General features: G+C 60.1%; 17 protein-coding genes and 1 pseudogene. 11 read left to right on the top strand and 7 right to left on the bottom strand.

Annotation, left to right across the window (positions count from 1 at the left end; translation table 11 throughout):
• Positions 1-256: 256 nt before the first annotated feature.
• From JOD69_RS09745 to JOD69_RS09765, 5 genes are read left to right on the top strand one after another with little or no spacing between them, the layout of a single operon-like run.
• Positions 257-2941, top strand: coding sequence for an FAD-dependent oxidoreductase (locus JOD69_RS09745; protein ID WP_086135536.1), 2685 nt, complete (start codon positions 257-259; stop codon positions 2939-2941).
• Between the two features lie 9 nt (positions 2942-2950).
• Positions 2951-4747, top strand: coding sequence for a glycoside hydrolase family 2 TIM barrel-domain containing protein (locus JOD69_RS09750; protein WP_245245535.1), 1797 nt, complete (start codon positions 2951-2953; stop codon positions 4745-4747).
• A complete protein-coding gene (galT, locus tag JOD69_RS09755) occupies positions 4734-5813 on the top strand; it encodes a galactose-1-phosphate uridylyltransferase (protein WP_077731590.1) in 1080 nt (359 codons plus the stop codon). The genes JOD69_RS09750 and galT overlap by 14 nt, the downstream gene beginning before the upstream one ends.
• Before the next feature lie 7 nt (positions 5814-5820).
• Positions 5821-6894 (top strand): galactokinase, encoded by a 1074-nt coding sequence (gene galK / locus JOD69_RS09760; protein WP_240502590.1) that lies wholly within the window; start codon positions 5821-5823, stop codon positions 6892-6894.
• A gap of 55 nt (positions 6895-6949) precedes the next feature.
• Positions 6950-8149: a hypothetical protein gene (locus JOD69_RS09765; RefSeq protein ID WP_077731589.1), complete on the top strand. Its 1200-nt coding sequence runs from the start codon at positions 6950-6952 to the stop codon at positions 8147-8149.
• 132 nt (positions 8150-8281) lie between these two features.
• On the opposite strand, the gene JOD69_RS09770 is transcribed toward JOD69_RS09765, so the two are convergent.
• The 4 genes from JOD69_RS09770 to grxC all read right to left on the bottom strand — a co-directional run bounded on the left by JOD69_RS09770 (position 8282) and on the right by grxC (position 12226).
• Positions 8282-9154, bottom strand: a complete 873-nt coding sequence (locus JOD69_RS09770) for a cupredoxin domain-containing protein (protein ID WP_240502589.1) — start codon at positions 9152-9154, stop codon at positions 8282-8284.
• 14 nt (positions 9155-9168) lie between these two features.
• Positions 9169-10917 (bottom strand): multicopper oxidase domain-containing protein, encoded by a 1749-nt coding sequence (locus tag JOD69_RS09775; RefSeq protein WP_086135534.1) that lies wholly within the window; start codon positions 10915-10917, stop codon positions 9169-9171.
• Positions 10918-11005: 88 nt separating this feature from the next.
• Positions 11006-11590 (bottom strand): hypothetical protein, encoded by a 585-nt coding sequence (locus tag JOD69_RS09780; RefSeq protein ID WP_077731587.1) that lies wholly within the window; start codon positions 11588-11590, stop codon positions 11006-11008.
• Between the two features lie 357 nt (positions 11591-11947).
• Positions 11948-12226 (bottom strand): glutaredoxin 3, encoded by a 279-nt coding sequence (grxC, locus tag JOD69_RS09785; protein WP_077731586.1) that lies wholly within the window; start codon positions 12224-12226, stop codon positions 11948-11950.
• Between the two features lie 269 nt (positions 12227-12495).
• On the opposite strand from grxC, the gene JOD69_RS09790 reads away from it, so the two are divergent.
• The 4 genes from JOD69_RS09790 (at position 12496) to JOD69_RS09805 (ending at position 15243) form a co-directional block, all read left to right on the top strand.
• Complete coding sequence (locus tag JOD69_RS09790) at positions 12496-12702, top strand: DUF2892 domain-containing protein (protein WP_077731585.1); 207 nt, start codon at positions 12496-12498, stop codon at positions 12700-12702.
• Positions 12703-12948: 246 nt separating this feature from the next.
• Entirely contained in the window at positions 12949-13530 is a 582-nt protein-coding gene (locus JOD69_RS09795; RefSeq protein ID WP_139841169.1) for a hypothetical protein, read from the top strand.
• 184 nt (positions 13531-13714) lie between these two features.
• Positions 13715-14326 (top strand): DUF502 domain-containing protein, encoded by a 612-nt coding sequence (locus JOD69_RS09800; protein ID WP_077731583.1) that lies wholly within the window; start codon positions 13715-13717, stop codon positions 14324-14326.
• Positions 14327-14385: 59 nt separating this feature from the next.
• On the top strand, positions 14386-15243 hold the full coding sequence (locus tag JOD69_RS09805) for an isocitrate lyase/PEP mutase family protein (RefSeq protein WP_077731582.1): 858 nt from the start codon (positions 14386-14388) through the stop codon (positions 15241-15243).
• A gap of 59 nt (positions 15244-15302) precedes the next feature.
• Here the strand turns inward: JOD69_RS09805 and JOD69_RS09810 are convergent, their stop codons facing one another.
• Positions 15303-16157, bottom strand: a complete 855-nt coding sequence (locus tag JOD69_RS09810) for a thermonuclease family protein (RefSeq protein ID WP_168183910.1) — start codon at positions 16155-16157, stop codon at positions 15303-15305.
• Between the two features lie 185 nt (positions 16158-16342).
• Between JOD69_RS09810 and JOD69_RS09815 the strand changes: the two genes are divergently transcribed.
• Positions 16343-17938, top strand: a complete 1596-nt coding sequence (locus JOD69_RS09815) for a glycerol-3-phosphate dehydrogenase/oxidase (protein WP_086135531.1) — start codon at positions 16343-16345, stop codon at positions 17936-17938.
• A gap of 203 nt (positions 17939-18141) precedes the next feature.
• A pseudogene (locus JOD69_RS09820) lies at positions 18142-18798 on the top strand (IS5 family transposase); the annotation flags it as partial.
• Positions 18799-18822: 24 nt separating this feature from the next.
• Here the strand turns inward: JOD69_RS09820 and JOD69_RS09825 are convergent.
• The gene (locus JOD69_RS09825; RefSeq protein WP_086135530.1) at positions 18823-21303 is read right to left on the bottom strand and encodes a hypothetical protein; all 2481 of its coding nucleotides are present in this window, start codon (positions 21301-21303) and stop codon (positions 18823-18825) included.
• A 43-nt stretch (positions 21304-21346) separates the two neighbouring features.
• The gene (locus JOD69_RS09830; RefSeq protein ID WP_086135529.1) at positions 21347-25855 is read right to left on the bottom strand and encodes a hypothetical protein; all 4509 of its coding nucleotides are present in this window, start codon (positions 25853-25855) and stop codon (positions 21347-21349) included.
• Position 25856 lies beyond the last annotated feature (1 nt).

Consider the following 25856-nt stretch of genomic DNA (forward strand, 5'->3'; position numbering starts at 1 on the left):
ACGTGTCCGCTCTAACCGCCAGTTATCCGACCCGATGCTAAGCGGATCGAAACCTCGGGTGAATAGGGGCTGTCCCGTATATCAGGAGGATATGTAGGCGTTGAACATGCCGACAAACAAGGATTTAGCGCTTGATTCGATGTTGGAGCGGGTTTCGCGTTCTCCGTACTTCGGAACCGCGAACAAACGGACCCGGTCTCATTGGATAGTCTATTTTTCGCGATGCAGCAGAAAAATCCATTTCCAAGGAGGGCTCATGGAAAAAACACCCAAGATGACCGTATTTTCCCACCTACGTTGGAATTGGGTCTGGCAACGCCCTCAACATCTGCTGTCTCGCCTGGCCAAGCATTTTTCCACTGTCTTTATCGAGGAGCCGCTACACTCTGAAGCCGCGCATTGGGAGTTTCATCGCCCGGTTCCGGGGGTGCTTGTTGCCACCCCTTTCACGCCTATTCTCGACCCGGGCTTCAACCATCGCCAGTTCACGGAACTGGAGCCGCTCATGGACGACTTGAGCGAGCGCGAGGAACTGCGCAATGGCCTGGTTTGGCTCTACACACCCATGGCGCTGCCTTTGGCCCGTCGGCTCAAGCCCACGGCGATGGTCTACGACGTCATGGATGAGCTGTCCGCTTTCAAGGGCGCCTCTCCCGATCTATTGGAGTTCGAAGCGGAGGCCTATCGCGCAGTTGACCTGGTATTCACCGGAGGCCCCAGCCTGTATCGCGCCAAGGCGCACCGCCATCCCAACGTACACTGCTTTCCGAGCAGCGTTGATGCGGCCCACTTCGGCAAGGCTCGCGAAGCCGGCCTGGATCATCCCGAGCAAGCGGATCTGCCCCGGCCGCGGCTCGGCTTCTTCGGTGTTATCGACGAGCGCATCGACCTGCCGTTACTGGACGCCATGGCACGGACAAGGCCGGACTGGCAATTGATGATGGTCGGACCCGTCGCCAAGATCGATCCCGCGGAGTTGCCACGGCACCCCAACCTCCATTACTTCGGTCAGCGTTCCTATGAGGAGCTGCCCGCATTCTTGGCTGGATGGGACCTTTGCCTGTTGCCCTTTGCCCGGAACGATTCGACCCGCTTCATCAGTCCGACCAAAACCTTGGAATACATGGCGGCGGAAAAACCGATCGTCGGCACGCCCATCGCCGACGTGGCGGGGCCCTATGGGGAGATCGTCCACCTTGGGGATAGCGTCGACCAATTCGTCACGGCCTGCGACCGGGTGCTGACGGAAGGGGGCGATCGCACCCGGCGCATCGAGGCGATGCGCAAGGTATTGCGGAATACGTCCTGGGATGCTACCGCACGGTCCATGGCCAACGAGATCGGCAAAGTGCTGCACGGACGCCGGCGGGGCTCCGGTCCCGCTTCCCGCCGCTCGATGCGATCGCAGAACGAGCAGTGGGACATTGCCATCATCGGAGCCGGACCGACCGGCCTATCCGCCGCTTATCATGCCCCCGGCGCACTGCTGCTGGAAGCCAACGACAGCATAGGCGGCTGGTGCCGCTCCATCGAGGAGAACGGTTTCACCTTCGATTATGCCGGGCATATCATGTTTTCCAATGATGCGTATGTGCACGAGCTATACCGAAAGCTTTTGGGCGACAACGTGCACTGGCAGGATCGGGAAGCCTGGATCTACAGCAAGGGCGTGTACACCCGCTATCCGTTCCAGGGCGGTCTGTACGGCCTGCCGCCCGAAGTCATCAAGGAGTGTCTCGTCGGTGCCATCGAAGCCCGTTTTGGCCCCCTGAAGGAACGGAAAACTCAGGGCGGTAACCGCAGGGAATCGCTCCGTGACTGGGATTGCCAGGGCGGGGACGTGAAGGATTGCTGCGGCGACGGCATCCTGGAAAGTACCGTCCGCTGGGGTGCTGCGAACACTCGGAAAGGACTGCCGGAAGGCTTCGCAAATTTCGAGGAATTCATCTATAAGGTGTGGGGCGCCGGCATCGCCAAGCATTTCGCTATCCCCTACAACCGCAAGTTATGGGCGGTGGATCTCAAGGCGATGGAAACCTCCTGGCTGGGCGGACGGGTACCGCTGCCTGATCTGGAGGACATGATCGAGGGCGCCTTGAGGCCGGTGCCCAAGCCCATGGGACCGAACGCCCGGTTCGGCTATCCCCTGCGGGGCGGGTTTCAGGCGCTGATGAACGGCTTTATTCCCCACGTGTGCGATCGGCTCCGCCTCAATGCCGGGGTGGTCGCGATCTCTCCTCACCGGCATACCGCAACCTTGACCGATGGCATGCAGATCGAGTACGGCCACTTGATCAGCACGATGCCGCTGCCGGTACTGGTCCGTAGCCTCGGCGAGGAAGCGCCGGTCCATATCCGCCGGGCGAGCGAGGGTTTACGCCACGTCTCGGTACGTTGCGTAAATCTCGGGATCGGCCGGCCCCATCTCACCGAGAAGCATTGGATCTATTACCCAGAGGACACGGTATTTCACCGCATTTTCGTGCAGGGCAACGCCAGCCCCCATTGCAATGCGCCGGGCGGTTTCGGCCTCACCTGCGAGATCACCTATTCGCCCGCGAAACCGCTGCCCTGCGACGGTGACGCCTTGATCGAGCGCTGCATTCGAGACTGTCAGAGGGTTGGCATGTTCACCCCCGACGACCCGATTTGGGCTGCCCACCAAGTGGACCTGCCGCATGCTTACGTCATTTACGATCATGTCCGTGCCGAAAACGTGAAGCTGATCCGGGACTGGCTTGCCGAACACGACATCCTTTTGGCCGGGCGCTACAGCGAATGGGAGTATTACAATTCCGATCACGCCTTCCTCGCCGGAAAGCGGGCCGCCGAGGCGGTGCGGGAGCGGCAGACTAAGCGCGCGCAACACAAGATGAGTTCATCTTCCGAGTCGGTGCTCCTGGCTGCAGCGGCGGCCGCGGAGGGCGCGCTGAAATTCTAGAGCGGCGCGATGACATGTAGAAGGATCGGTATGGATAGCCGCTATCCAAGACCCCAACTGCGGCGCCCCGACTGGATATCGCTGGATGGTCCGTGGCGCTTCCGGTTCGACGATGAACTGGCGTTCCGGATACCGCGCGACGTGCCCGACTGGCCTTTGACCATCGAGGTGCCGTTCGCCCCTGAAAGCCAGCGGAGCGGCATCGCCGACACGGGTTTTCACCGGGCGTGCTGGTATCAGCGGGAGTTCGATCTTCCGGAAAATCGCAGCGGCAGGGTTCTGCTGCACTTCGGCGCGGTCGACTGGCAGGCTCGGGTCTGGGTCAACGACGTCAAGGTGGCCGAACACCAGGGCGGGCATACGCCCTTCGGCGCCGACATCAGCTTCGCACTGGCGCCCGGTCGCAGGCAGCGCATCACGGTGTGGGCCGAGGATGACCCTCATGATCTCGAAAAGCCGCGCGGCAAGCAGGACTGGCGGCTGGAGCCCCACAGCATCTGGTATCCACGTACCACCGGCATCTGGCAGACCGTGTGGCTGGAATTCGTGGGCGACAACTACATCGAAAAAATCCGCTGGACGCCCAGCGTGGAGCGCTGGGACATCACCTTCGATGCTTACGTCACCGGGAGGCACCCCGATGAGACTTATGTCTCCGTATGTCTCCGCTGCGGTGCGCAAATTCTCGCGAACGACACCTATCACGTCATCGGCGGCGAGGTGCATCGACGGATCGGGTTGTCCGATCCCGGCATCGACGACTTCCGCAACGAACTGCTCTGGTCTCCTGAATGGCCTACGCTGATCGATGCCGAAATAAAGCTGCTCTGCGAAGGGCAAGTGGTCGATCAAGTGTATTCCTACACCGCTCTGCGGTCTGTGGGCGCACAGCGGGAGCGCATTTTGCTGAACGGCCGGCCTTATGTTCTGCGCCTGGCCTTGGACCAGGGCTACTGGCCGGATTCGCTGATGACCGCACCCACGAGCGATGCGTTGAAGCGCGATGTGGAGCTGGCCAAGGCCATGGGCTTCAACGGGGTGCGCAAGCATCAGAAGATCGAGGATCCGCGCTACCTGTATTGGGCCGATGTGCTGGGCCTCCTGGTTTTCACCGAAATGCCCAGTGCCTATCGATTTACCCACAAGGCCTTGAATCGGCTGCTGAGAGAATGGACCGAGGTCATCGAGCGCGACATCAGCCATCCCTGCGTGGTGATTTGGGTGCCTTTCAACGAATCCTGGGGCGTTCCCGATCTGCCCGCGTTGCCGGCGCCGCAGGATGCGGTTCAGTCCTTCTATCACCTCACCCGGTCTCTGGATCCGACCCGTCTCGTCATCGGCAATGACGGTTGGGAAAGTTCCGCCACCGACATTATCGGCGTACACGATTACGACGGTAACCCGGACCATATCCGCGCCCGTTACGGACCCGAGGTCAAATTGCAGGAAGTGGTCGACCGGCGCTGGGCCGGAGGGCGCATTCTGACCCTGGATGGGCACCCTCACCGCGGCCAGCCGGTGCTGCTTTCCGAGTTCGGCGGCGTGGCTTACATTCGGCCCGGAGACGAACGCTACGACCGTGGCTGGGGCTATCAACGCTACGACGATCTCGAGGAATACAAGCAGCGCACCTGCGCCATCATCGAGGCGGTGCGCTCAACCGCAATGTTCAGCGGCTTCTGCTACACGCAGTTCGCGGACACATTCCAGGAGGCCAACGGCCTCTTATTCGACGATCGCACTCCGAAGATGCCGGTGGAAGACATAGCCCGCGCGGTGCGCGGAAACAATTATGTACACCCGTGATCTCATGAAAGCGGACGGCCGCACGCTGAGCCTGTACAGCCGTCGGCCCATCGCCTGGAATATCCAGCCCTCGCTGCTGTCCGCCCCGGAAGGGCTCAATCCCCACCTCCGCTGGCATCCCCTGCGAGGCGAATGGGTGGCCTATGCTGCCTATCGGCAAGGGCGCACCTTTCATCCGCCGCCGGAGTACAACCCTTTTGCACCCTCGGACGATCCGGACAATCCCACCGAACTGCCCTGCGGCGACTATGACATCGCCGTGTTCGATAACCGCTTTCCGGCACTGACCGGGAAGGCTCACGATCCGCCCGAAAGCCTGGTCAGCACCCTTCCGGCCAAAGGCCACTGCGAAGTCGTCGTGTTCACCCAGGACCCACAGAGTAGCCTAGGCCGATTGCCCTTGGATCACATCGAGTTGCTTCTGGAAGTCTGGGGGCGCCGCACGGAAGTCCTCGCCATGCGCCGGGATGTGCGTTATGTGTTGCCTTTCGAGAATCGCGGGGCCGAGGTAGGCGTGACCCTGCATCATCCTCACGGTCAGATCTATGCCTATCCCTTCGTGCCGCCGTTTCCCGAGCGCATTCACCAGAACGAAGCCGAGCATTTCGAGAAGACCGGCGGTTCGTTGCTCCAGGAATTGATCGCAGCGGAGGCTAAGAGCGGCGAGCGGGTGCTGTATCTCGGCGAGCACGCGATCGCATTCGTGCCGGCATGGGCGCGCTATCCGTACGAAGTGTGGGTGGCCCCCATTGTCGCGGTTCCGTCGTTCTTGGCTTTGAATTCCGAGCAGCGGGCCGATCTGGCCGCCGCCCTGAAAACGGTTCTGCTCAAATACGACGGGCTTTGGCAGCGGCCATTCCCTTATCTCATGGCTTGGTACCAGGCTCCGGTCGATCGGCGCCAGCATCCGGAGTGCCATCTCCATGCCGAGTTCTATCCGCCCTACCGTACCGCAGACCGGCTGAAATATCTGGCCGGCACCGAGCTCGCCGCCGGCATGTTCGCGAATGACGCATTGCCGGAAGAAAAGGCAAGGGAACTCAAGGCGATAGCGGTGGCTTGGTGAGTAATGAATGATGGGAGCAGACCACCTCAAGTTCTCCGAACTGTACGGTTCCGAACCCGAGCTCGAAGCCGGCGCGCCGGGCCGGGTGAATCTGCTCGGGGAACACACCGATTATAACGACGGCTATGTTCTTCCCACCGCGATTCCGCAGAGGACCCAGGTCGAAATGGCACGGAGCCAAGACGAATGGTGCCGATTTTATTCGGCGAATTTCGACGAACTGGTTCGCTACCGCGCGGGCGGCGCCATTGCCCATGGGTTCACCGGCTATGTCGCAGGTTGCCTTGAAGTACTTCGGGAAGCGGGCTGCGCCATAGCTCCGGTGAACCTCCTGATCCGCTCGGAGGTTCCGATCGGGGCAGGGCTATCCAGCAGCGCGGCCCTGGAAGTCGCGGTGCTGAGGGGATTACGCGGTTTGTTTCAGCTCGATATAGACGACCTCGCCATCGCTCTCCTGGCCCAGCAAGCCGAAATCCGGTTCGCCGGGGTCCGTTGCGGCATCATGGATCAGATGGCGGCGAGCTTCGGCGATGTCTTGCACATGCTGTTTCTGGACACCCGGACGCTGGAGCGCCGCTTGCTGCCCCTGCCGGAGCACGCCGAACTGATCGTGCTGGACAGCGGCGTGCCGCGCCGCCTGGCCGCTAGCGCCTACAACCAGCGGCGCCAGGAATGCGAGGAAGCCGCTCGCCGATTGGGTGTCATGGCCCTCAGGGATATCGGCGACCTTGCGATTACGGAGAGCCTGCCGGAACCTTTGAACCGTCGCGCGCGTCACGTCTTCAGCGAAAATCAGCGCGTGCTCGTGGCGGTGTCCGGCGTATCGGCCGAGGAGTTCGGCGAGCTGATGAATGCGTCCCATGCAAGCCTCCGTGATGACTACGAGGTGTCTGTTCCGGCCCTCGATCTTCTCGTGGAGCTATTGCAAAAACAGCCGGCCGTCTACGGCGCCCGGCTCACCGGCGCAGGTTTCGGCGGTGCCTGCGTGGCGCTGGCGAAGGCGGGGCAAGCCGCCGCGGTGAAGGCGACGGCCCTTGCCGCCTACCGCGCTCAAGGGCATGACGGCCGCGTGCTGGTGTAATCCCGTGCCCCCCGTAGCTCTTAATCGACCGCAATTCATACAACGAGGCTGCTGAATGACGACCGATCACATCGCTCCGGCACTTCTCAAGTCCTTTTGGATGGCAGGATTCGAGGGAGCCAGCCATATCAATTCATCCGGCAAGCGTCTGGACATGGTGCATTCCACGCACCATGACCTCCTGGTGGACAGCGACTATGCCATGCTGCGCGAAGTCGGGATTCAGGTCGTTCGGGAAAGCGTACGCTGGCATCTGATCGAGCGCGGCGGGCGATTCGATTTTTCCTCGCTCGCTCCCATGTTGCGCGCGGCCAACGAGCACGGCGTCCAGGTCAACTGGACCCTTTGCCATTATGGCTGGCCGGACGACCTGGACCTGTTTTCGCCGGCTTTCGTGCATCGCTTTGCCCGCTTTTCCGCCGAAGCTGCGCGCTTCATCGCCGATCACAGCAATGCGGAACCCGTATATTCGCCCATCAATGAAATATCCTTCATCTGCTGGGCGGTTTGTCATAGCGATTTGATGTACCCGTACGCGGTTCACAGCAAGGGCCGGGACAACGAACTGAAGCGCCAGCTCGTTCGGGCCGCCATCGAAGCGATTGAAGCGGTGTGGGAAGTGGATCCTCGTGCGCGCATCATCCATATCGATCCTATCATCCACATCATCGCGCCGCCCGGCCGCCCCGATTTGGAAGACGCGGCGCGGGCGCAGCGCGCTTCCATGTTCGAGGCTTGGGACATGTTGCGCGGCTCCCGCGACGAGGATTTGGGCGGGGACCCGAAGTACCTGGACATCATCGGCGTCAACTATTATCACTCCAATCAGTGGGAGTATCTAACGAATGACCGTCTCCACTGGCACCTCGGCGATCCAAGGCGGATGCCGCTGCACCGCTTGTTGCAAGAGGTGTACGAGCGTTATCAGGTCCCCATGATCATCGGCGAGACCAGCCATGTCGGCGCCGGTCGGGGGCAATGGATACGGGAAATTGCCGAAGAGGTGTGCAGGGCGCGCCAGTTGGGTGTACCGGTGGAAGGCGTCTGTCTGTACCCGATAGTCGACCGCACCGACTGGGAAAACGACCATCACTGGCACAATAGCGGACTATGGGACGTGGAACCCGACGAAGAAGGCGTTTTGCGGCGGGTGATCAATCAGGCGTATCTGGACGATTTTCTGGAGGCGCAACGCCATCTCAACCGGGAAGAATGCAAGTTGCAGCATCCGGAGGCGCAAGCCGGCCTTCGGTGAATGAAGCCGATTCGGCCTGCCGTCTGCGGACGGTTACAGCGGGTATTTTTGCGTATGAGGAGGACGGTTTTTGCCCGTTGCAAGGCTCTTCCAGGCTGAGTGAGGCGCCTCGCAACGGGAGTGTGGCCTGGCTTACTTCTTGAAGCGGCGGTATAAGGAGATTGCTAAATGGACGGCTTGATCAAACAGGCTCTTGCCGAGGTTGGCTCCATAGATGACGACGTCTTTCGAGCTCATGCCTTTGAAGCGCTGCTTGAAATTGCTCACGGCAAATGGTGTCGCGAACAAGCCGAGGGCTAGGCCGATAATGAATGTGCCGGTATTGGACGAAGATTGAGGCGCCGGCAGCGGTTGAGCCGCTGTAGGTTGAGTAACTGCAGGCTGCGCCGACGTAGTAGCCGCTATTTGCGTTGGGCCGTAATTGTCGGGAATGGCGAAGTCGGTCAGACCGGGGATACTGGGAAACGTGCCGCCGCCTTTCCCAACGACCAGCTGTCCTTTCATTCCCTTTTCCATGTGCTGGGCGATGTCGCAGTGCACCAGATAGGTCTTGTCTTCCTTGGGCACGATCAGCGTACCGCTTATTTTGGCTGGGCCGGTTACCTCCAAGTGGAACATGCCCTTGTCGTACAAATACTTGGGCAATCCATGCATCATCCATTGATGGCGAATATTGTCCTCGTTGATGAAGTGCACCGTGAGGCGCGTACAGGGCTTAATGCGCCACTCCTGCTTGTCGAACGCGAACATGGTGCCGGGAAATTTCTTTGAATACTTGTGCCCGGCCCGTACGGTGATCTCTTCGTCCCCGCTGATCTTGTCGCAGCCACCGGGCAGCTTATCCTTGTTTTGGCCCATGACCATGCCGCCATCCATATCCATGAGGTGGCCATCACCGTGATCCATCAATAACTTATGTTCTACGATTTCCTGCTGTTTCGCGGCATGGGCCGACGAAGCGGTCAGAAAAGCGCCGAAGATTATGAGATGCGTAAACTTTGACATGACGTTCGACTGCCTCAATGCTTGCCTTTGGCCTGGGACGCGAGTTGGCTGATTACAGCGAGTACGCGTTCCCGGTACAGATAGAGCACATAACCCGCAATACCGAACAGCAGTCCATTGAAAAGGCTGCCCAGCGGATTGGATGACGTATCGGTGGCGACCACGTCTGGCGCAGATTTAACTCCGGTCGTTCCGGTCACGCTTGCCGCAGCCGCTGTTTGAATGCCTGCAGGCTCAGCCAAGCTGCCCCAGTCATCTGCCCAGTCTTGCCATACGGGTATTTTTCTCTCCCAAAATTCCTTGGTGAAATACGGAGTCAAATCCATGCCGTGAGTTTTCGGCGTGCCGTTTTCCTCTAGATAAGACTTGTACACGATGAGACTGATGCTGCCGCCTTCGCCCATGCCGTCGGTGGTGAAGGATCTTTCGACATGGTCGTGGAACATCCATATACCGGACCCGAAGCTGTGCAAGCCGTCATCCGTCGTATTGATCGACAGGTCCAGCCGCTGGGCCGGCGCCATCATGTAAACATCACGGGTCACCTGAGCGCTGGGGTTCTGTTCGACCCCGTCATAATGAGTTTCGGTCGCCTTGTGGCCATGCGTATGAAGCGCAAGCGTCTCGGTATGGCCGTTCAAAATGCGCAGCTTGATCTTCTCGTTCGGGTTAACCGTAATGAGCGACTCCCGAAGCGTGTACGGGAAGGAGCGTCCGTTCAGTAGAAAATAGTCGTCAGTCGCGTCCGTGATGTCATACTCCTGGTTCATCGCTCTCGCGATCAGGCGGGGATCGTTGGCTGCCTGCGGAAGTTTATGCAGATCTTTGTCGACCGACTGATAGTGCAGGTCGTATTCCTGGCTGAATTTTTCCAATACCGCTACGGAGGGATGGCGAACTTGGCCGGCGCCCACGTTAAAGGTTTGAACCCAGTTGTTCGGCCGGTTCTCTTCCACTATAAACATGCCCGCGAGCCCCATCGGAATATGCGTATGAGGTTGGACGTGGCAGTGATAATACATAGTGCCGGGCTGACGTGGCCGGATCACGTAGGTCTTGCTTTGGCCCGGCATGATATCCATTTGGCTGGTTTGGCCAACGCCATCGTTGCCTTCGCCGCCGTGGTCCATGAAGGGGTGGTCGACGCCGTGAAGGTGTATCGAGTGAGGGAAGTAGTGGGTATTCTCAACGACCAGCCAGACCACGTCGCCCTGCTCGACGCGTATCGGCGTGGAGGGCATGCGCAGCATCGGATTTGCTTCCACGCTTGCGAAGCTACGCGTCGACATATCGCGGGTTTTCGGAGCGAAGACCCAGAAGCTGGGTTGTATGCCGGGTGCGATATCGAAGGTGGGTACTACGCCGGCGAAATCCGGCGAGTGCCCGTTTACTTCCATGATTTCGACTTTAATGATGATATGGTCGGGGTCACCGTCGCCATCCATGTCATTGGTTTTCGTGATCGCATCCGCAGCTAAGCTGGACGTATCCATGATCGTTTGCATGGATATGTTGTTGGTTCCCTTCACGAACGCCGCGATGTCTGCCGGATTATCCGCGTTGCAGACCCTCGATTCTTGAATGTTTACGCCTTCGATGACTTGAGCTTTGCGCCATTCGCTAGGAACCCCGCTGTTGCAGAAAGGTTCTGCTTGGCCGAGTTGGACTTTGGCGCTGGGCGGTGGAGAAGTAACGGCTCCGGCACCGGTGGATAAGCTCAACAGGGCCGAACCAAACAAGAATACGAGGGAGCGTGTCTGCATTTTGAGTACCGTTGGGAACAGAGATTCGAAGACTTGACTAAGACTGGCGACGGATGGCGCTTAGTCAATCGATCCGACCTAAAAGTTCCTAAGAGGTCTTTTTCAACATCCGATCTACGGCGCCTTTGAACGACGCATTGGAAAGATAAAAGATATAGCCGGCCGCAATCAAAATGACGGCAATGACCAAGTAAGTGCTGGTCGAAGGCCCGGATGCGGAGGCTCCGACACTAAAGGGTACGTGGGCGTCCACCTTTTGCCCTTCATTGACCAGGGTCACATGGGCCAAGTACTTACCAGGCTCGGTGAAGTTGATTGTGGTGTTGGCGGTGCCGGTCGGATAGGTCGACGGCTCCTTGTAAAAGACGCGGGTTCCTTGCGGTTCCTTGGTGATTTCAAATTCAACCGTCATGTTTCGCAACGCCTTCCCTTCGTAATCGAATACCAGGGTGGCTGAACCAACTTCGGGAATGGAATCGCAGTATTCGGTTGTTCCAGTCAACTGCGGTTGGTAAGCGGTGAAATGGACCCAGTGCGGGCCGACCGGAATGCGGCAAGCATCCAAATCGACGCCGGAGGCTCCTCCGTGCGCCCAGCTCGATACGGGGATCACGGCGGAAACGAGCAGGCTCAGAGCGAGCAAGCACTCTTTGAAGCAAATTAGTTTACGCATATCTCTTCCCTCACTTGATGGATTATCGGATTTTTGTATTACGTTGTTGAAGCGGGCCTAATGGAAGGCTCGTAGTTTCTCGACTTCCCCTCGCCTCCGAATGAGCTAAAGGAATAGGTAAATATACATAAGCAGGGTGCCATGCACAATGTTTCGGTCCAACGCACGCCGCGTTGTCTGCTTCTTACCGTTTGGATTGGCGCTAATCCGGTACAGCAGAACGAATTGGTATTAAAGACAGATATTCGCGAATTTAGTTTTGAGACAAGTCAATAATTCACCGCTGGAAAACCTTTCAACCGCTTTTCGATACGGAACGATTCTTAGTTGAAAGCTAAGCCAGAGCGAGGGGAGTTTCTAATCGTTGCCATGCCCTCGAGCATTGGCCAGCAAGAGATCAAGCTGGCCGACACGCTCCAGGGCAGCGAGGTCGTCATAACCCCCTACATGAGTTTCGCCGATGTAAATCTGGGGTACCGTGCGGCGTTTTGTCCTTTCCATCATTTCGATGCGGAGTTCCGGCTCCAGGTCGACCCTGATCTTTTGGATATTCTCGACGCCTTTTTTCAAAAGCAAGCGCTCCGCCATGACACAATAGGGGCAGAAGGCTGAGCTGTACATGATTACATTAGCCATCCAATATTTTCCTCGAATGTGCGGCCAGCGTTCAGAGCCGTCCCATATTCCATCGATGTTCGAAATTTGGTTTCTTCGTCATCAAGGCAGCCGAGTTCACCAAAAAAACCCGGTTGATACTATCCGCGACAGGACCGTTTTCTGCTCGCTTTTCCGAATGAGTCTTGCAGATCATGCGCCGACGTGCGTCACACTCGATTCATCGGCGAACTCGTACTTTATCGCGGGCTCGAGTTTGATATATTAGAGAATTCTAACATGAGGCTGCTATGACTACACATCGTTTAGTAAGAATTTTCGCAGGATTTTTTGTTTTGCTATCGTTGGCGCTTGGCGCGGAAGCCAGCCCGATATTCGTAAACAAGAACTGGCTTTGGTTTACAGCATTTGTCGGAGCCAACTTGTTTCAGAGCGGATTTACCAAAATATGTCCTTTGGAAACCATTTTAAAGAGACTTGGATTCAAAGAGTCCTGAAAACGGGGAACCCTTCCTCCTAGCGGAGCTGTCTAATTTTATTCGAGGACGTCGACTTCCAGGCGATGCGGTCGTGTGATCGCGTGGGACGCTCCATGACGAGGGGAACCGTAGCCGACGCCGTGAAGTTGCTTTATGAAGGGGCATCTGTGCGGGAATCGCATCGGAGGCATCGATTATCGGCGTTGGTCGGGCTGCAATTTCAGCTCGGATGTTTGTTCGGATTGTCATGGACGGAGCGTCGCGATGGACAGCATCTGGTTTTCGATCGCTCGGAGAGTGCTCAACAGTGTCATTCTGGCTGCTCTGGCGGCGTGCGCCGCTCAAGAGCCGAAACAGCTTTACGCAAATGCCAAACAAACCACCGCAACGGTCAAAGAGATCGATTTGCAAAGCCGTCAGGTCTTTTTGACGGACGCAAACGGAAACGGATTCGCCGTACACATCGACCCGAAAGTTGAAAATCTCGCCAAAATGAAAGTCGGCGATCAGGTGACCATCGGTTATTACGAGGCGCTTGCGGCCGAGATCAAAGATCCCGGCGAGGGTGCAAAGGATGTCAAAGTTGGAGAAGGAAGCTCGATAACACAGTCCGGAGAGCGTCCGGGCGGATCGGTAGGGCGCTCGGTCAGGGCGACGGTGAAAGTCTTGTCCGTCGATCACGATGCGAACAGAGTGACGATTTCGAGCCCGAGCGGTCGCGTGCACACGGTTGAGGTGCGAAATCCTCAGCTCCGAAAGTACATAAAGAACCTAGGGGCAGGGGATGAAGTGGAACTCACCTACACTGAAGCGGTCACGATAACCGTGGAGCCCGTTGAAGACTGATTTTCACAACCCCGCCCTCAAACCCGATCGATCTTTTTCGACGCTCCAAAACTGACATCGTCCTAATTACGCTTTATTCTGTAGAGCATATTCTTCGGTCCGGGAGCAGGCCGACGGAGATATCGCTCGTCGATGCCGTTTTTCTCGAATTGCAAATTTCGTCACCAAAGTTGCTGGTAATAAAATGAAAAAGACATTACAGAAATTCTTTGGCTATTTTCTTATCGGTGTATTGGGTGTACTTCCCATCGTTATCATCCTACAGATCGTAATCGCGGTCGAAGGATTGCTTCGAGACTTCGTGTTGAGCATCTTCGGGCGTTACGAGAACTTCTTTATCCCCATAGGCTTGTTTACGACGGCCATTTTGGTCCTGACGTATTTCGGTTATTTGCTCAAGCAGGATAAAGCGCATGTGTGGTACTACCTGGAGGGTCTGCTTAACCGTATTCCGCTGCTCGGCACGATATACCGGGTTACCAAAAAAATACTGAACCTGTTTCGGGGCGATGAGAAGGAAAAGCTGCGCGACGTGGTTTACATCGAATATCCTAAGGAAGGCATTTGGGTGCCGGCCTATGTAACCAACCGGGTCGACGATTACCTGGTGCTGTATGTTCCGACCTCGCCGAATCCGACCTCGGGCTTTACCGTAATCGTCCACGAATCGAAGGTCAGAGTGTCCGAGATGAGCATCGAGGAGGCGTCGAGTTTCGTCATCAGTCTCGGCGTGGACATTCCCAGACCCAACGAAGCATCCCGCCTCGAACTGAACGCCGATAAGGCGTCGCAATGATCGCCGTTTCCGGTTGATCGGGTATTCGATTCATGGCCGACTTCCGAGGAGAAAAACGTATGGCTTCCGCTACCGCCCGTTTGAAAGAGCTTCTTGCCTCGCCTGGTATCCGCATTATGCCGGGCTGCCACGATGCCATATCGGCCAAATTGATCCAGGAGTCCGGTTTCGAGATGGGCTTTATGAGTGGTTTTGCCGTGTCCGGGGCGCGCCTCGGTCTGCCCGATACCGGCTTGATTTCCTACGGGGAACTGGTGGAACAGGGCCGGAATATTTGTGCCGCCGTCTCTATTCCGATGTTCGGCGATGGGGATACTGGCTTCGGCAATGCACTCAACGTAAAGCGCACCGTGCAAGGCTACGCTCGGGCGGGATTTGCTTGCATCATGATCGAGGATCAGCTGGCTCCGAAACGTTGCGGTCACACCCAGGGAAAGGCGGTGGTGAGCCGGGACGAAGCCGCAATGCGAATCCGTGCGGCGGTTGACGCACGCAATGCCGGCGACGACATACTCATCATGGCGCGAACCGACGCGCGGGCCGTGTTAGGTTTGGAGGAAGCCATCGCACGCTGTCGATTATTCCGGGAGTTGGGCGCCGATATCACTTTTCTGGAAGCTCCGGAAAGCGTCGAGGAAATGCATCGCTACTGCGCCGAAGTTGACGGGCCCAAGATGGCCAACATGATCGAATACGGCAAGACTCCGGTCTTGCCGCCCCAACAGCTGGAGGCGATCGGCTATAAGATCGCGGTATATCCTCTAACCTTGCTGAATGCCGGCATCCGCGCCATGCGTGAGGCTTTGAGCAGCCTCAGGCAGGGGCGGATGCCGGAGAACATCATGGAATTCGAGGAGTTGAAAGCGGCTGTCGGATTTCCTCAGTATTACGAGGAGGAGCACCGTTATCAGTATTGAAGCGAAGTTCAGGCACGCCGCTCGATGCGATACGCCGGTCAAGACCGGATTTCCAGCAATCATCTTCGGATGGTGAGCGCGCTCGGATGTCGGACGAAGATCGAATAATCGCCGCGTCGACGCGATAGCCAACCCCGTGCTTCAACGTTCCGGCGCAGATAGGTCTCCAAGGGAGGGAATAGGTTGAGGTTTTCTCTCGGGATGCGGACTTCGAATCGATCGGAAAATTTCAAGCGGAAATAACGCTTGCTTTCGACGATAGCGGACGGTGCGCCTGTCAAACGCTGCCAGCCGCGTAGCGTCGGCCGCACAATCAGCGCTTCCACTGGCTTCGGCCGGTAATCCGGCATTCCCCAAATGCCGCGTTTAGCCAGTTCTGCTCCACTCTCGGCCTGAGTCAAGGCTTCGGCATATTTGAGATTGGGCGGATGAATGTCTACAAAAGCCAAGCCCGCTTCTATCAACGCCAGGTTGATGTGTTCGCCGTTGTCGGCGAAGACATGGGCCAATAGCCGCCGGTACTTGTCCCTAAGCTCCATATCATGCTCCAGGCGCACCGTTCGGCCCGTCAAGCGCCGTTGGAGCCAGAGCTTTGCCTCTTCGCCTCCCGCTTCACCGATCTTCCTGGGGCTGTCCACTTCCGGTGTATTGATTCCAAGCAGCCGGACTTTCTCCCCATTGTCGAGCAAGACGGTGTCGCCGTCGAATACCGCTTTTACCGCGTGAACCGCTGGTGCCGCCTCGATATTTGTAGGTTCGGCACCTTCGGCGGCATGATCGGAGTAATGAACGCGCCCTTTCTCGTCCTTCCAGCGGAAAACTTCATCGCTTTGCGCCGGGCCGCAGAGAATCGGCAAAAAGGCCGCGATGATCAGGAAGAGCGATCGAAGGCGGATCGGTGGTGATTTTTTCATCGGTATGACGATCGGATCCATGGCCGCATTTGAGCGACAAGCCTTGAATGGTCGGAAAATGAGATCGACTTGCTTGTGTGTATTGCCAGAGCGGGGATATTCTCCACGTCAGGATCGTTGGCGGCGCGAGTGTAACATCCTGAGAATCGGTCCAGGAAGTATGGGGCATCAAGGCTATTACGACCATGCAGCGGCGATTTTCCGATCTTAAGAACAAGACCTTCGATTTGCTGGTCGTCGGTGGCGGCATTTATGGCGCCTGGACGGCTTATGATGCCGCCTTGCGCGGATTGTCAACGGCTTTGATCGACCGGGGGGATTGGGCCGGAGGTACGTCTTCGGCATCGACCAAGCTGATCCACGGCGGGCTGCGTTACGTCGCGCAGGGGCATTTCGGACTGGTTCGGAAATCGTTGAACGAGCGGCAGCGGCTGATGCGGCTTTGTCCGCACGGGGTCGAAGCGCTACGTTTCGGTATCCCGGTTTATCGCAAAGATCGCTTGGCATCCTGGCGGCTTCGTCTGGGGCTGTCGATCTACGATCTGCTGGGCAGTATCGCCGGCTCGGAAGCACGCCACGAGCGTTTGAGCGCCGAGGCATTTGCACGTCGTTTCCCGTGGCTCCGGGTTACTGATTTGGATAGCGGGTGGGTTTACGGAGATGCGCAGACGGACGATGCCCGTTTCGTGCTGGAATTGGTGGATGGAGCCTTGGCAGCCGGTGCCGTGGCGGTCAACTATTGCGGTGCCATAGCTTACGAAGAGCGGCACGGGCGAGTGACGGGCGTCATCGTCAAGGATCAAGTGACAGGGGAGCAGACGCCGGTGCATGCCCGCTGTGTGGTCAACGCCACCGGTGCATGGGTGAAAGATGCGCCCGGTTTTTCGCCCAAGGCCTGTCGTCTGTGTAAAGGCGTTCATCTTATCTTGCCTCGTTTGCCCGGTAGGGATGCCTTGCTGTTCTTTTCGGAAACGGACGGCCGTGTGATCTTTTTGGTGCCGTGGTATGGCCTAACGCTGCTAGGCACTACCGATACGGATTATGCGGGCAATCCCGAGGATGTCGACGTGGAGCGGGAGGATGTCGATTATTTGCTGCGATCGGCAAACCGTGTGCTCGGCTCCGTGCAGTGGCGCGAAGAGGATATACTCGGCGGCTTTGCCGGTCTCCGGGTGCTGAAGGGCAAACAGGGGCTCGCGCCATCGGCGCTGAGTCGCAAGTGGACTTTGAGAGAGTTGAATAATGGCGTGCTGGTCTCGGTGGGCGGCAAGTTTACCTCGGCGCGTTACGACGCCGCGGCGATCGTCGATAAAGTTTGCCGAAAGCTGGGTGTTCGACGCCCTTGCATGACAGCGGGTCTGGCTTTCCCTTGGGCTCCCGACCAAAACTATTCGGAATGGCTTCGGAACTCGGTGGAGCGGGGCCGGAATTTAGGGCTCGGAGCCGAAGAGATTCGCTGGTTGGGTTTCCGCCATGGCACGCGGATCGAGGAGATTTTCCAATCTATCGAGCGGAACAACGCCCTGGGTTCGCGTGCTCTGTCGGACTTGCCATTCATTGTCGCCGATCTTTTTCATTGCGCCCGTAATGAAATGATCGTTCACTTGGACGATCTCCTGCGGCGTCGTTCGCCCTTGCTCGTTCTACATCGCTTTTCTCCCGACGAGATGGAAGCCATTGCAGCCGACATCGCTCCGATCCTGGAATGGGACAAAGCACGTCAAAGACTTGAAATCGGGAAATGCCTGGATAGTTTTCCTAGATTCCGGAAGCGGGTTTAACACCGAAATCCGTTGCGCACGCATCCGGCCGGTACGGAGCAGTCCACTCTCCGGCGACTTGCCCGGCCGATCTCCGGTTACGCTCCTTTTGTAACAATCAACCGATCTGGAGGCGAATTTCCGTGGCCGGGCGGAATCCTCCCGCCGGGAGGCTCTATTTTTTCAACTCTCCGAACGCATTCCATGTCCCGGCCAAGCGGGCCGGCGCGCCTTCGCGGATGTTGCCGCATGACCTGCCGCCGTGGGAAGCCGTTTATCAACAGACCCAGCGTTGGCTCGCGGCGGGCTGCTTCGAGGCGATCGTGCACGATCGCCTCGAAATTTTGCGTCTGGCGCAGGGGCGAAAATCGCAGCCGAAAGCCGCGATTTTGGATGGGCGAACGCTGCGACCCAATTGTGAGAGTGGGTCGCGTGCCGGTTACGATGACTATAAACGCAAGAAGGGCAGCAAGGTCCACATGGCCGTCGATACCTTGGGCCATCTGTTGGCGCTCCTGGTGACTCCGGCCAATGAGCCGGAACGGGCGCAGGTGGCGGAACTGGCGCGCTCTGTTCAACAAGTCACGGGACAAGGTGTGGAAGTGGCGTTTGTCGACCAGGGCGACGCCGGTGACGAGGCAGCCGAGGTCGCCCGCCAGCACGGCATTCGGCTGGAAGTGGTCAAGCTGCCTGAGGTCAAAAGAGGCTTTGTGCTGTTGCCCCGGCGCTGGGTGGTGGAGCGGAGTTTCGGTTGGATCGCCCGTTTTCGGCGTTTGGCTCGCGATTACGAGCGGTTAGCCGAAACCTTGGCGGGCCTGCACTTCGTGGTGTTCGCCATCCTCATGCTCGTCAAGGCCTCGCTACTCCTGCAAAGTGCATAACACGCTCTAATAAAGCGTGAACCGTCAATCGAATCCCTGCTCCGACCGACCGCCATCCTCGATCTGATCGAAGCGCAGACCGGCCGATCCTTCCCCGGTGCCGACTTCGCTGCGGAACGCGGTCCATACCCAGGTCGACCCATCGATCCAACGCGTCATATGGCGCCGACGCGTAATATGCACGCCTTCACGGGGGACCTCCTCGTCGTAGAGCCATTGCGTGCTCAACGCCTTGAGCACCTCGCTACGGGCGAACTGTGGTTTTGCCGTGGAATTCGGCTGAAGTACGGCCCCGGGCCGGAGTTGCGAAACCGCGTTGTCGGTGTTATTCGGTTGCACGGGCAGCAGCGGTATCCAGTTGTCCGGCACGGTCGTCGACAGCCGATAGCGCGGCAGTGCGGTGGAGGGGGGCGGAGCGCTGTTGGCCTGCGCCGGATCGCTTGCCAGCTTGAGCGGCGTTTCGATGGCGCTTTCGATGCTACGCTCGATGCCCCACCCCATGTTGGCCATTTCGTCGCGCATGAACAGCACGTCTTCCAGGGGCGCGCCGTCGATGGTCCGGCCAAGCGTGGGCGGAAGAAAGAACAGATTGGGGACGGGAGCGCCGATCCGCTCGCCGGTCGGTAACTCAGCCCCGAGGCTTTCGCCCGCACGGCGCAGGATCGACACCTGCCACAGGGAAAAGAAGGGCTGCGGCAGTTCCGGATCGCCGATGGGACGCAGCAGGCTGCGGACGCCGAAGGTGTCGGTCACCACCAGCGAGTCGATGCGGGTGACGCTGCCCACCGGCAAGTTCAGCGGCACGACAAACCAATCATTGCCGTAGGTGCTGGCATACTCGATCATGAGCATTTGCGCCACATCCGCCGGTCCGGCCGACACCAGACCGTAGGCGATTTTCGCGTCCTCCAGTTCCCAGAAACGCGGAGCGGGCGCGCCGTGAAAGCTCACCGGCGCGGGCATCGTGGTTTCCGTGAGCGCGATCGGATACACGTCGCCGGTGGTGTCGACACCGGCTGTTTTATTGATGTCGAAGCTGCTCCAGTCGAGTCGGCCGCCATCGAATTCGCTGGCGGAGAAGGTCAGCGCGTCCTGCGGATCGGCGGACAAACGGGTGGCGACCGACACGGCATACTCGAGGCGCGACGGCATCCAGGCGTCCTGGGACGGTGCCCCAGGCTCGGTGAAAAGCCCGTCGTACCAGGCCAGCCAAGCCGATGCGACCTGCTGCACCGGGGCACGGTCGGCTGCCGCGATGTTAAGCGCCGCATCGAAAACGATCTGGGACGAGTCCGGCTGGCGGAACGCGGACGCGAGCCGGCGCGCGTCGGGCGCTCGTCCGACCATGGTCTGGACGAAGCGCCGGCCGGCGTCGTCGGCCGACAGCGTGAGAGGCGGTTGCAGTACGTAGTGGGCGAGGAATGCCGGGCGGTATTTCTTCGCCGTCGCGTTGCGTTCCAGCATGCGCAGGAAGTGGAGCCCGGCTTCCACAGCCAGCGTGAGCATGCGGGAGTCGTCGGCGCCGGCGGGACGCATGCGCCGGCGTTCCACCACGGCCTCGAGCGGTTCGAGCGTCGGGTCGTACGGAGGCGCCTTGTTATTCTCGGGCAACTCCCCGAAATAGCACCGCGTGAGCAGCGCGCCCGTTGCCCGCACCCGCGCCTGCACCGGCGACCCGGTATCCTCGCCCTGGAATTCGCCGATCTGCCATTGCCGCGTCATGAGCCATAGCGGATCGAACAGGCGGGCGTTGGAACTGGAACCGATGTCCGCGTTGGAACACTGCGGTTCGAGCCGCGTCCAGCTGGTAATCGAGGACGTCGTCGGCACGCCGGCCAGCGTTGTTTTTACGTTCGGATCGACTTCGGTCGGCATCGGATACTCGAGCACCGTCAAGGTTTTCTGGACGGTCGTGACCGACCCGAAATTGTCGGACGCCTGCACGGTGATGACGGTGTCCCCTTTGGTCGCCACGGAAACCCCCGCGGTCCAGCGAGCCGCATTGCCAATGACGGGACTCGCGGCCACGAACGCGCCGTTTCCGATCCGATACTGGACTTGGGGGACGCCGTAGATCTCGGGTTTAGCCTCCGATGCGGATCCTTCGAGCTGGAAAACATAGGGGAACTGCGTCACCACGACGGGCGACTGGAACGAATCGACCGTCAGTTCCGGCACCACGTTTTCGAGCACGACGTTGAGGACGGCTTGTCCGTCGACCGTCTCGTATTCCGGTTCCGGCCAACCCTTGGTCTGTATCACTCCGCTGGCAGTGACGATGATCTGAAACGCCTGGCCCGGGCGGATGTTGTTTGGGATCAGTCCCTGCCAACTCCAATTCTCGCGACCGTTGGGCTTCACTGTAGGTCCCCCGGCGCCGAGCTGGATACTAACCCAGGAGACGGAACCGCTACCGGCGCCTCCAACCGAACCGGACAACTGTATGCTCCGTCCGACCGTGCTGTACTGGGCCGGGCTGGCTACGAAAACGAAAAGTCCTGCCATTACGTCGTTTCCTCTATCTATTTCGTTGGTGGCGGCGGTTGAATTAGGCCGTGAGCGGCGCGAAGTCGGTCGAGACCGCGTCGTCCGCGACATTGAAGGGCACGTAGATGCCCGGCAGATACTGCGCGGCCGCGCCGAGCAGGCGCGTGTCGACGGCGCGCAGCTTGGCCAGATCGAGCGTCTCGGCGAGCACGCAGCGCAAGGTTTCGGTGGTCCAGTCCTGGCCCGGAACCGGGGGCACGGCGATCAGCACGTTCTGCGGCGGGAAGGCATTGGGCGGATCGAACTGAAAGGTGAGGGCGGTCGTTTCCTCCTTGTTCGGCACCACCTCCACCCATTCGTCGATGAACAGGCCGGACAAGGGCAGGGCGGCATCGATTGCCGTCATGGGTTGCACCACCAGCGACAGCTTGCTCGGAGGCAGTTCTTTCCCGGCCCCCGGCAGGCCTACCCAGCGCTCTTCCGCGTTGAAAGGCAATTGCGCGACATTAAGGTTCAGGCGGGCGCCGGTCGCGAAGACTTCCGCCGTCTGCAGGCACAGGCCGAGAGGCGCCAGGGCGTCGCGCACCCGCGAGGCGCGCATGAACCAGCCGTGGACGGCGAGCGGATCGCCGCCTTGTTGCTGGGTGCCGGCCGCGAGTGCGGCATTGAGTTCGGCGGCGCCGGCAGCGTCGCAGGTAAAGCTTGGGAGCGACACGAACTCGGCGCCATAGACGGCGCGTCCGCGTTCGAGCAGTTGGTCGCAGCGCGCGCGGGGGTCGGTTGCTGCAACCCGGGTTCGAAGCGCGGCGCCCTGTTCCAAGCGCGGTCCGCTGACCTTCAGCATCGCGGCCGCCTGCCGGGCCAAGGCGCTGCGAATCTCGGGCGTGTCGCCGACCGCGACGCCGGGGACGGCCGGCTCGACGCTGAAATGGCCGAGGTTCAGTATCGCCGTCCGGAAATCCTCGGCGAGGGTCTCCGCGCCCTTGGACACCAGGCTTGCGAGCGTCTTGTGGGCGGCATTCAGGCCGTTCTCGTATCGCACGACACGTGCTTCCAGGTCCGCCAGATCGAGCGTGGACTGATGCGGGCGGTCGGGCGGGCTCAGGTCCTCGGGACGCAGTCCGCGTGCGCCCTGGAGCAAGCGCCGAATGGCGCGTGCCTGCTCCAGCACGTCGAACAGCGTCGTCTCTCCGGCGGCGAGATCGGCCGGCCGCTCGTGCTGCAGCCGCACCCCGGCGTCGTTGCCGAAGCCGTTCGCCAGGCGTCTTGCATGATAAAGCACGCGCTGCTCGGCGAGGCAGGGCGACGCGTCGGCCGTGGCCGACTGGCCCCCGGGCTGTACGCTGTACACGAAGTCTAGGGTAGACATCGGCACATCGCTCAACGGGAAAACGGCGGTTTCCGTCACCGCGCCGGTGGTGTCGTCGAGCCGCTCGACGGTGCACCGCACCTTGCGCGCATCGCCCAGCAACAGCCTGATCCAGGCATTGAGCCAGCGCTCGTTGACAGTGCGTGTGGTCGAGTTGGTCCAGCCGCCGCCGGCATTCGACACGCCGCTGAACAGCACCAGCACGCGATGGGTCAGCGAGGTGCCGGTGCGAGGGATGCGGGCCACTTCCAGTTCCGGTACCGGCGCATCCCCCAGGGCGATGGCCGACAGCGTGCTGGCCAGGCGCGGGGTGTTGCCGCGAGCGATCTGGTACGCCGCCTCGGCGACGAGTGCATCGCCAAGACCGTCGATCGCATCGCCGAGCGCTTCGATCTCACGTTCGACCCGGAACCTTTCGTCGTCGCTCCCCACGTTCCTGATCTCAAAGGCGATGCTATTCCGGTATGCCTTCCATGCTCGGAACAGCTCTAGTCCGTCCACCACGTTGTTGGCCGCGTTGGCTTTGAAGATCTCGTTCGGCCAGGCGTCGGTTTCCCGCTTGCGGACTGCCAACGGTGAGATTTTTCGCAGCGGCGCGATGAAATGATCGAGCCCGGCTTCATGCAGGCGACGTTCGAGCCGATAGCCCAGGAGCGCGCCCAGCGGCTGTCCCTGGCGCACGCCTTCGAGCAGCCGCGAGGCATCGCGCACCCGCCGCGACGACAGATCGATGGCAAACGATCCATCCGGCTGCGGGACTCCGTCGGGGCCGAGATGCGCATTGCGCAGCAAGGCCGCCGCGGACGCGTGGGTTAGCGAGGGGGCATGAATGAAGCCGCTGTCATTGGCCAGCGGATACAGCGGCGCCTGCTCCTCCGGTGCCTGCTCCCCCGGCGGCAACAGCTCGGCGGGAATCGGCTCCGCCCGATGCGCCGGCCGGAGATTTTCCACCCAGCCGTAGGCGCCCACGTAAACACCCGGCGATCCGCCGGGGGTCATCGCTTTCAGGCGCTTGGTGGCGAACGAGGTGATCCAGGCGTCGAGCCGATGCGAGGAGAGATCGAGCGTGGACTGCATCAGATAGTGTAGCGACTCGGTGTCCAGCATCTGCAGATGGGCCAGGCCGGCGCGGAATTCGCCGAGCGCCGCGACGGCCGGATGGTTGCCGCCGGCGCGCGCCTGCAGCCAGTCTTCGAGATACCGGCCGATCGTCTGGTCGGCGGGAAGGCCCGGAACGCCATGGATTTCGAGCTGGCGCTTCCAGTGCAGCGTGTCCGCCGGCTTCTGCACCGTGTAGCCGATGATGGACCCGTCGACCAGATCGACCAGTTCGGAATCGCGCAGCAGGTCGAGCGTCGCGTATTGTTTGTCCGGCACGGTTGCCGCCATGCGCGCGGCGGCTTCCGCGATTTCGCGGAGCAGTGCGTGACGCAGCAGCGCATACAAAAGACTCGGACTCGGCGGCGGATCGAGCGTGATCAATGCCTCGATGCTCGTGGTTTCGAGCAGCGCCCTGATGTAATTGGGCTCGAGGCGCTGCCACGGCGAAATTTCTCCCGCGTGCACCAGGGGAGCGGTCACCGGCGCGGGTGCCGTGTCCAGGAAACAGCGCGCGAGGCGGGGAAGCTTCTGCACCGTCAGCTTCAAGCGATCGATCAGCTTGGCCGAAATCTCGCCTTGCGCTACCGCAAGCGGGCTGAAGTCCCGACCGGCCAGCGCGTACAGGTGCTCGAGATAATGCCGGCCGAGCACTCTGCGGGTGAGATGTCCGTGCGAAACGCCATCGGTTCGCATGACGTCGGCGAGGTCGCTGTCCGGATCGGCCTTCCCGGGCGTTTCCTGCCGGAGTCCGATGCGTGCGACCAGGTGCACGACGGGGCGCCATACTTCGTTGCGCATGGCGAGCAGCAGCTCTTTGAGCCGGGATTCCAGGGCGGCGGAAGCTTCGCCCGCCTCCGGCGTCCATAAGTCCAGCGACGTCACCGGCAGGATGCCATAGGGCTGGGTTCCGCAGCGCAGGGACGGGAAGGGACCGCCGCTGCGCACGTAGTTCAGGAAGTGGTTGCGCGCCCAATCGAGCGCTTCGGCCGTGAAGCCGGTTTCCGCGCCCATCATGTTGCTGAGGAAATAGCCCCAGCCGACCTGCCATAGCGCGGCATTCATGCTGCGCAGGTCGCGTTCGTGGTCCTGGCCGGCCTGGCCCACGCGTCCCAGGGTGGTTGCGATCCGTTCCGACGGCAGCCCGAGTACCGTCCCGACGAGCCGCGCGTTCGGCGTGTTTTCGGGATTCGCGACGACCTCGTTGGCGAAGCTTCGGCGGTGGCCGGGATCATCCGTGCTGTAGCCGGCGCGCCTATCGTCGGTGTTGTTCGTGGGGGTTCCGAAGCGCAGGAACTCGAGCCCGTCGGTGTAATGGTGCGCATCGAGAAGATCGGCCAGCCGGTTGGCCGTATCGGCTGTGTCCGGCGAGTCGGCGACGCCGAATACCATGAGACTGTCGATGCCGGTTTCCAGAACGGCCGCCGGCACGGTCATGGTGAGCGCCATTCCGGCCGACTGGGCCTTGTCGAAGTCCACCAGCCACATCATGTCCTCATCCAGGGCGAGCGTGTCGCCGGCACCGGCCGACATGTCGGTTTTATCGTCGGACACATTCGGGTTAAGGCCGACCGCGAGCTCTCGCTGAATGTCGTTTCCGGTGGCCGTCAACGCGACCGTTCCTCCCGAGTGCAGTACGGCGGTCCAGCGGTCCGGCAGCAGCCGGGCCACCGGCGCATGCTCGCCCCGTACCGGGGGCAGGGGCGGGAATACCGGCGGCTCCTTGGGGCGCTGGGCGAGGTTGGTGGGCTGCAGTACCCGGGCTATCCACGCGGCGCGCTCCGCATCGACGCGGCTGGCCAGGGTATGCCAGGCGTCGGCGCGGGCGGTTTCGTCTCCCGCCGCCCAATCCTGCTGCCAATACTGCATTCCCAAGGCCTGTTCTTCCGCCGTGAGGTCCGGCTGGTGGGTGTCGATATGAATCTTGTCGGGATAGACGCGCACCCGCAGTGTGGCTGAGCCGTCGGGCAGTTCGAAGAAACGCGTCTCCAGTCGCACCGGCAGCAGCACCAGGGGAACATTGCCGGGACAGAGCCTTTGGGGCGTAATCTCGGGGTTTACCGAGGGAAGCGCGAAACTGGTATCGAATAGCGGTTTATTCATC

It is taken from the genome of Methylocaldum sp. RMAD-M (assembly GCF_017832375.1).
GTDB lineage: Bacteria > Pseudomonadota > Gammaproteobacteria > Methylococcales > Methylococcaceae > Methylocaldum.